This is a genomic window from Streptomyces sparsogenes subsp. cuspidosporus (genome assembly GCF_039532705.1).
Taxonomy (GTDB): Bacteria; Actinomycetota; Actinomycetes; order Streptomycetales; family Streptomycetaceae; genus Streptomyces; species Streptomyces sparsogenes.
In genome coordinates, this window is record NZ_BAAASD010000037.1 from 88,273 (window position 1) to 94,568 (window position 6,296).

Annotated in this window: 6 protein-coding genes; 5 read left to right on the forward strand and 1 reads right to left on the reverse strand. The window is 75.6% G+C overall.

What is annotated here, in order from left to right; genetic code table 11:
- Positions 1 to 13: 13 nt before the first annotated feature.
- Both ABFY07_RS32265 and ABFY07_RS32270 read left to right on the forward strand, forming a co-directional pair.
- Positions 14 to 610, forward strand: coding sequence for a DUF3043 domain-containing protein (locus tag ABFY07_RS32265; protein ID WP_065958640.1), 597 nt, complete (start codon positions 14 to 16; stop codon positions 608 to 610).
- 131 nt (positions 611 to 741) lie between these two features.
- Positions 742 to 1,452 (forward strand): class I SAM-dependent methyltransferase, encoded by a 711-nt coding sequence (locus tag ABFY07_RS32270; RefSeq protein ID WP_346177894.1) that lies wholly within the window; start codon positions 742 to 744, stop codon positions 1,450 to 1,452.
- 172 nt (positions 1,453 to 1,624) lie between these two features.
- Here the strand turns inward: ABFY07_RS32270 and ABFY07_RS32275 are convergent, their stop codons facing one another.
- Complete coding sequence (locus tag ABFY07_RS32275; RefSeq protein WP_346177886.1) at positions 1,625 to 1,834, reverse strand: hypothetical protein; 210 nt, start codon at positions 1,832 to 1,834, stop codon at positions 1,625 to 1,627.
- Between the two features lie 131 nt (positions 1,835 to 1,965).
- Between ABFY07_RS32275 and ABFY07_RS32280 the strand changes: the two genes are divergently transcribed.
- The 3 genes from ABFY07_RS32280 to ABFY07_RS32290 all read left to right on the forward strand — a co-directional run bounded on the left by ABFY07_RS32280 (position 1,966) and on the right by ABFY07_RS32290 (position 6,217).
- Entirely contained in the window at positions 1,966 to 3,165 is a 1,200-nt protein-coding gene (locus ABFY07_RS32280) for a bifunctional adenosylcobinamide kinase/adenosylcobinamide-phosphate guanylyltransferase (protein ID WP_346177887.1), read from the forward strand.
- Between the two features lie 99 nt (positions 3,166 to 3,264).
- A complete protein-coding gene (gene cobT / locus ABFY07_RS32285) occupies positions 3,265 to 4,362 on the forward strand; it encodes a nicotinate-nucleotide--dimethylbenzimidazole phosphoribosyltransferase (RefSeq protein WP_346177895.1) in 1,098 nt (365 codons plus the stop codon).
- A 79-nt stretch (positions 4,363 to 4,441) separates the two neighbouring features.
- Positions 4,442 to 6,217 carry a phosphatidylglycerol lysyltransferase domain-containing protein gene (locus tag ABFY07_RS32290; protein ID WP_346177888.1) on the forward strand — a complete coding sequence of 592 codons (1,776 nt, stop codon included), beginning with the start codon at positions 4,442 to 4,444 and terminating at the stop codon, positions 6,215 to 6,217.
- Positions 6,218 to 6,296 lie beyond the last annotated feature (79 nt).

The window sequence follows — 6,296 nt, forward strand, 5'->3', positions numbered from 1 at the left end:
ACCCTTGGGCTTTGTGTTCCGTAGCCGTTCCAAGGACGAGCAGGCCGCCACCGCCAAGGTGATCGCGGACCAGCCGCAGCAGCCCCGTGACCCTCAGGCGCCCAAGGGCCGCCCGACCCCCAAGCGCAGCGTGGCCCAGTCGCAGCGCCGCAGCGTGGCGAGTACGCCGATGAATCGCAAGGACGCCGCGCGGCGCCAGCGCGAGGCCCGGCGCGCCGACCTCGCACGCCAGCGCGAGGCGCTGGCCGGCGGCGACGAGCGGTATCTGCCCGCCCGCGACAAGGGGCCGGTGCGGCGCTTCGCCCGCGACTTCGTGGACTCCCGCTTCCACGTGGCGGAGTTCTTCCTGCCGCTGGCCGTGGTGATCCTGGTCCTCAGCATGGTCCAGGCCGGGGCGATGCAGACCTATGTGCTGCTGCTGTGGATGCTGGTCATCCTCCTGATCGTGGTCAACTCGATCGTCCTCGCCATCCAGCTCAAGCGTCAGCTGCGGAAGCGGTTCCCCGACGAGAACCTGCGCGGCGCGGTGCCGTACGCCCTGATGCGTACGCTCCAGATGCGTCGCCTGCGGCTGCCCAAGCCGCAGGTCAAGCGCGGAGAGCGGCCCTGAGCGCGGCCGCTTCCGGCATCCCGGACGGCTCCGGTTCGGCGGGCTCCGGTTCGACGGGCTCCGGCTTCTCGGGTGGGGCGAGTGGCTGGCTGAGCGGTCTCGGCGGCCTGCGGAACACCGTCCGGCAGGCGCTGGTCGCCCGCCAGCTCGACGAGCGGATCGCGGCCCACTTCCCGGTGGGCCGGCGGCTCCGCGTGCTCGACGTCGGCCTCGGCCAGGGCACCCAGGCCCTCCGGCTGGCCCGCGCGGGCCACGAGGTCACCGGCCTGGAGTCCGATCCGGCAATGCTGGACGCGGTCCGCGAGGCGCTGTCGGCCGAGCCGCCGGGCATCCGGGAGCGGGTGCGACTCATCGAGGGCGACGGCCGGGACACGGGCGCGCACTTCCTGCCGGGCGCCTTCGACGTCGTGCTGTGCAACGGCGTGCTCATGTACGTGCCCGAGCCGGACCCGATGCTCGCCGCCCTGGCTCGCGTGCTGGCGCCCGGCGGCCTGCTGTCCCTGCTGGTCCGCAACGCCGACGCGCTCGCGCTGCGGCCGGGGCTCCAGGGGGACTGGGACGGCGCCCTCGCCGCCTTCGACTCCCCCGCCTACACCAACCGCATCGGCCTGTCGGCCCGCGCCGACCGGCGCGAGGAGCTGACCACCACGCTCACCGCGATCGGGGCGCCGCTGCACACCTGGTACGGCGTGCGGGTCTTCACCGACCTGGCCCCCGACGACTCAGGTGTGCCGGACGACTGGGACCGGCTGCTGGAAGCGGAGGACCGGGCCGGGCGCACGGACCCGTACCGCGCGGTGGCGGCCCTGCTGCACCTGTGCGGAGTGCGCGGCGGAGCCTGAGCGCCCGTACGGAGCGCGGAGCGTGTGCGCCCGTACGGAGCGCGGAGCGTGTGCGCCCGTACGGAGCGCGGAGCGTGTGCGCCCGTACGGAGCGCGCGAAGGCTGTACGCCTGTACGGAGCGCGCGGCTGAGCGGGCGACCCACCGCCCCTCCTCAGCCGCGCGCCCTCACCTCATCCCTCCTCGGCCCGCAGGCTCATGGGCCCGTAGACCTTGGACCCGTCCTCGAAGAGGGTCACCTGCTCCGCCCCTCCCTCCAGCAGGGCTCTCCACTCCTCCCCGATCCACGACTCGGCGTCCCCCTGGGTCGGGAACTCGTCGGGCTGCACCGCGGGCTTCGTCTCCGTACCGTCGGACTTCTCGAACCGCCACGTCCATGCCATGTCCGCCTCCTCCATCCCGCCGGTCACTTGATGTCTGCCCCGCAGCCTAGGCGACTGATCACGCGCGGCGGGGTGACCTCGCGGAGTGACCTGAGCGCGCCCGCCGCACCGGGACGCGAGACGATCAGGGCGTGGAACTCACTCTCCTGGGCACCGGGGCCCCCGCCGGGCTGCCCCGGCACGGCTGTCCCTGCGCGGCCTGCGCCACCGCCGTCGGCGACGAGGCGCGGGCCGCGACCGCGCTGCTGGTCGACGGGGCGCTGCTGCTCGACCTCACCCCCGGCGCGGCCTTCGCCGCCGCGCGGGCCGGATACTCCCTGACCGGTGTGGTGCAGGTGCTGCTCTCCCACCCCCACGCGGGCCCGGCCGTCGAGTTCCCCGCCGGGCTGCCCGCCCCGGGCCGGGTGCCCGACGGGCGCGAGCTGGCCCTCATCAGCGGCCACCGGGTGCGGGCCGTGCCGCTGGACTCCCCCGGCACCGGCTACGAGGTCACCGGCCCCGACTCCACCCGCCTCCTCTACCTCCCGCCCGGCGCCGCCCCCGCCGGCCTGACCGCATCCGCCGAGCCCTACGACATGGTGCTGCTCGACGTCCTCGGCCGCCCCTCCGCGCTGGCCCAGCTGCGCGCCACCGGGGCGGTCGGCCCGACCACGGACGTCCTCGCCGTCCACCTCGACCACACCGTCCCGCCCGGCCCCGAGCTGCACCGCCGGCTCGCGGCGGCGGGCGCGCGCGCCGTACCGGACGGCGAGACGGTCGTCGTCGGCGAGTACCACGCGGTGCCCGACCTGCCGCGCCGCACCCTCGTCCTCGGCGGCGCGCGCTCCGGCAAGTCCGTGGAGGCCGAACGGCGGCTGGCGGCCCTGCCCGACGTCCTCTACGTCGCCACCGGCGGCATCCGCGAGGAGGACCCCGACTGGGCCGAGCGCATCGCCGCCCACCGCGAGCGCCGCCCCGCCTCCTGGCGCACCGCCGAGACCCGCGACCTGCCGCCGCTGCTGGCCCGGGAGGGCGGCCCGCTGCTGATCGACTGCCTCTCGCTGTGGCTCACCGACGCGATGGACTCCGTCGGCGCCTGGGACGACGACACCTGGGCGCAGGGCGGCCGGAGCGCCCTCCACGAGCGCGTCGACGCCCTGGTCGCCGCCGTGCGCGCCACCACCCGCACGGTGGTCGCCGTCAGCAACGAGGTGGGCTCGGGCGTCGTCCCCGCCACCGCATCGGGGCGCCGCTTCCGCGATGAACTCGGCCGTCTGAACGCGGCGTTCGCGGCGGAGTGCGAACAGGTCCTGCTGGTCGTGGCCGGCCAGGCCCTGCCGCTGCGGGGCTGAGCGCGCGCCGGGCGGCGGCCCGCCCACCCGGCCCCAGCGGCCACCGCGACCCCGCCCCGGGGCGCCCCGGCGCCGGGTAGGGTTCCGCCCGTGAGCGGTCTGAATCTCGATGACTTCGTCGACCTGATCGAGCGTCCCGACGGCGGCGTCCGGCGTGACGCCGAGGAGCGCCGGGCGCGGCTGGCGCTGCCCCCGGGGGCGCTCGGGCGCCTGGACGAGCTGGGCGAGTGGCTGGCCGCCGCCCAGCAGCGGGTGCCGGTCGAGCCGATCGAGCGGCCGCGCGTGGTGCTCTTCGCCGGCGACCACGGCGTCGCGGAGCTGGGCGTGTCCGCCCGCCCCGCGGGCACCGCCCACCGGCTCGTACGCGCCGTGCTGGACGGCGAGAGCCCCGTGGCCGTCCTGGCCCGCCGCTTCGACGTGCCCCTGCGCGTCGTCGACATGTCCCTGGACTGCGACCCCGACGACCTCCCCAAGGAGGTCACCCGCCACCGCGTCCGCCGCGGCTCCGGCCGCCTGGACATCGAGGACGCGCTGACCCTCGAGGAGGCCGAGCAGGCCTTCCGCGCCGGCATGGCCATCGCCGACGAGGAGGCCGACGGGGGCACCGACCTCCTCGTGCTCGGCGATCTGAGCGTCGGCGGCACCACCGCCGCCGGGACCCTGGTCGCCGCGCTGTGCGGCACCGACGCCTCGCAGGTCACCGGGCGCGGCGGCGCGGGCATCGACGACCTCGCCTGGATGCGCAAGTGCGCGGCCATCCGCGACGGGCTGCGCCGCGCCCGCCCGGTCCTCGGCGACCAGCTGCAACTGCTGGCGACCTGCGGCGGCGCCGACCTCGCCGCGATGACGGGCTTCCTGCTCCAGAGCGCCGTACGCCGCACCCCCGTCATCCTCGACGGGGTGGTCTCGGCGGCGTGCGCGCTGGTCGCGCAGCGCGTCGCGTTCCGCGCGCCCGACTGGTGGCTGGCCGGGCACAGCAGCGGCGAGCCCGCCCAGGAGAAGGCGCTCGACCGCATCGCGCTCGACCCGCTGCTCGACCACGGCGTGACCGTGGGCGAGGGGACGGGGGCGCTGCTCGCCCTGCCGCTGGTGCGGGCGGCCGCGGCGCTCGCGGCCGAGCTGCCGGAGCGCACCGATCCGGCGGGCGACGAGGGGGCCGGCGCGGCGGCCGCCCCGGCCACCGACGACATAACCTGACCCGGGCCTCCGGCCCCGGTCACCGGCCGGCCGTACCCCGCCGACACCGTTTCGCCCCTTCTGCCCCTATGCTCACGGCATGGGAGAGGTCCGTACGAAACCGCCGGAGGCCACCCACCGCGACCGACCCCGGACGCGCCGCTCGGCCGCCTTCACGGTCTGGTACCTGCGCGCCGTCGCCGCGCTGAACTTCCTCGGCGCGGTGTGGGTGTCCTTCGGCAACGACATCAAGCGCCACAACGTCGACGAGTACTTCACCCCGTACCTGCTCACCGCGGGCTTCTTCTCCGGCGCCTTCTCGATGTTCCTGGCGATCACCATGCGCCGCCGCAAGCGCGCCGCGTGGCTCCTCAACCTCGTCCTCGCCGGTCTGACCGTCCCCCTGCTGGCCCTGGCGCTGACCCGCCCGGCCGCCGCCCGGCACCCGCAGAACTGGGTCTCGCTCGGCCTCACCGCCGCCTTCGTCGCCGCGCTGCTCGCCGGGCGCCGCGCGTTCTACGCCAAGGGCGACCGCTCGAACCCCCGGCTCGCGGCCGCCGTCGCCGTCGGCGGGCTGCTGATCGGCTCGCTGGTGGCGGCCGGGCTGGTCACCCTCACCAACACCGCGCCCGACGACTACCGCTCCTCCTTCCTCGACCGGTGGCACTACGGCGTGCTGCGGCTGATCTCGCTCGCGGCCCTGGAGGGCCGCTTCGAGGGCATCGAGACCCCGGGCTGGGCGAACGTCGTCATCAACATCATGAGCACCGCCCTGCTCCTGCTGGTCCTGTACGTGGCCTTCCGCTCCCGCCGCGTCGTCGACCCGATCTCCGCGGAGGACGAGCACCGGCTGCGCGCCCTGCTGGACCGGCACGGCGACCGCGACTCGCTCGGCTACTTCGCGCTGCGCCACGACAAGAGCGTCATCTGGTCGCCGACCGGCAAGGCCGCCGTCACCTACCGGGTGGTGAGCGGCGTGGCCCTCGCCTCCGGCGACCCGCTCGGCGACCCGGAGGCCTGGCCCGGCGCGATCGACCGGTGGCTGAGCGAGGCCCGCGAGCACGGCTGGACCCCGGCCGTCATCGGGGCGAGCGAGGAGGGCGGCACGGTGTACGCGCGGCACGGCCTGGACGCCCTGGAACTCGGGGACGAGGCGATCGTCGACACCGGGGAGTTCACGCTGGACGGGCGCGCCATGCGCACCGTGCGCCAGGCCTACAACCGCGTCAAGCGCGCCGGCTACACGGTCCGCATCCGCCACCACGAGGACATCCCGGAAGAGGAGATGGCCCGGCTGCTGCGGCTCGCCGACGACTGGCGGGACGGCGAGACCGAGCGCGGGTTCTCCATGGCGCTCGGCCGGCTCGGCGACCCCCGCGACGGCCGCTGCGTGCTGCTGGACTGCGCGGACCGCGACGGCAGACCGCGCGCGCTGCTGAGTTTCGCGCCCTGGGGGTCGCACGGGCTGTCCCTGGATCTGATGCGGCGCGACCGGGACTCGGACAACGGGCTGATGGAGTTCATGGTGCTGGAGCTGATCCAGCGGGCGAAGGAGGTCGGGGCCGACCAGATCTCGCTGAACTTCGCGATGTTCCGGTCGGTCTTCGAGCGCGGGTCGAGGCTGGGCGCGGGCCCCGTGCTGCGGCTGTGGCGCTCGCTGCTCGGCTTCTTCTCCCGCTGGTGGCAGATCGAGTCGCTGTACCGCGCCAACGCCAAGTACCGGCCGATCTGGGAGCCGCGCTACCTGCTCTTCGAGAAGAGCACGGACCTGCCGCGGATCGGCATCGCCGCGGCGCGCGCCGAGGGTTTCCTGGAGGCGCCGGGTCTGCCCAAGTGGCTGAACCGCAAGCGCCTGGAGACGGGCGCCGCGCGCTGAGCGCCGCGCGCTGAGCGCCGCGCGCGGCGCCCGGCGCCGGGCGGTGGGGCCGTCGGGCCGCCCCGGGCCCGGCCCGCTC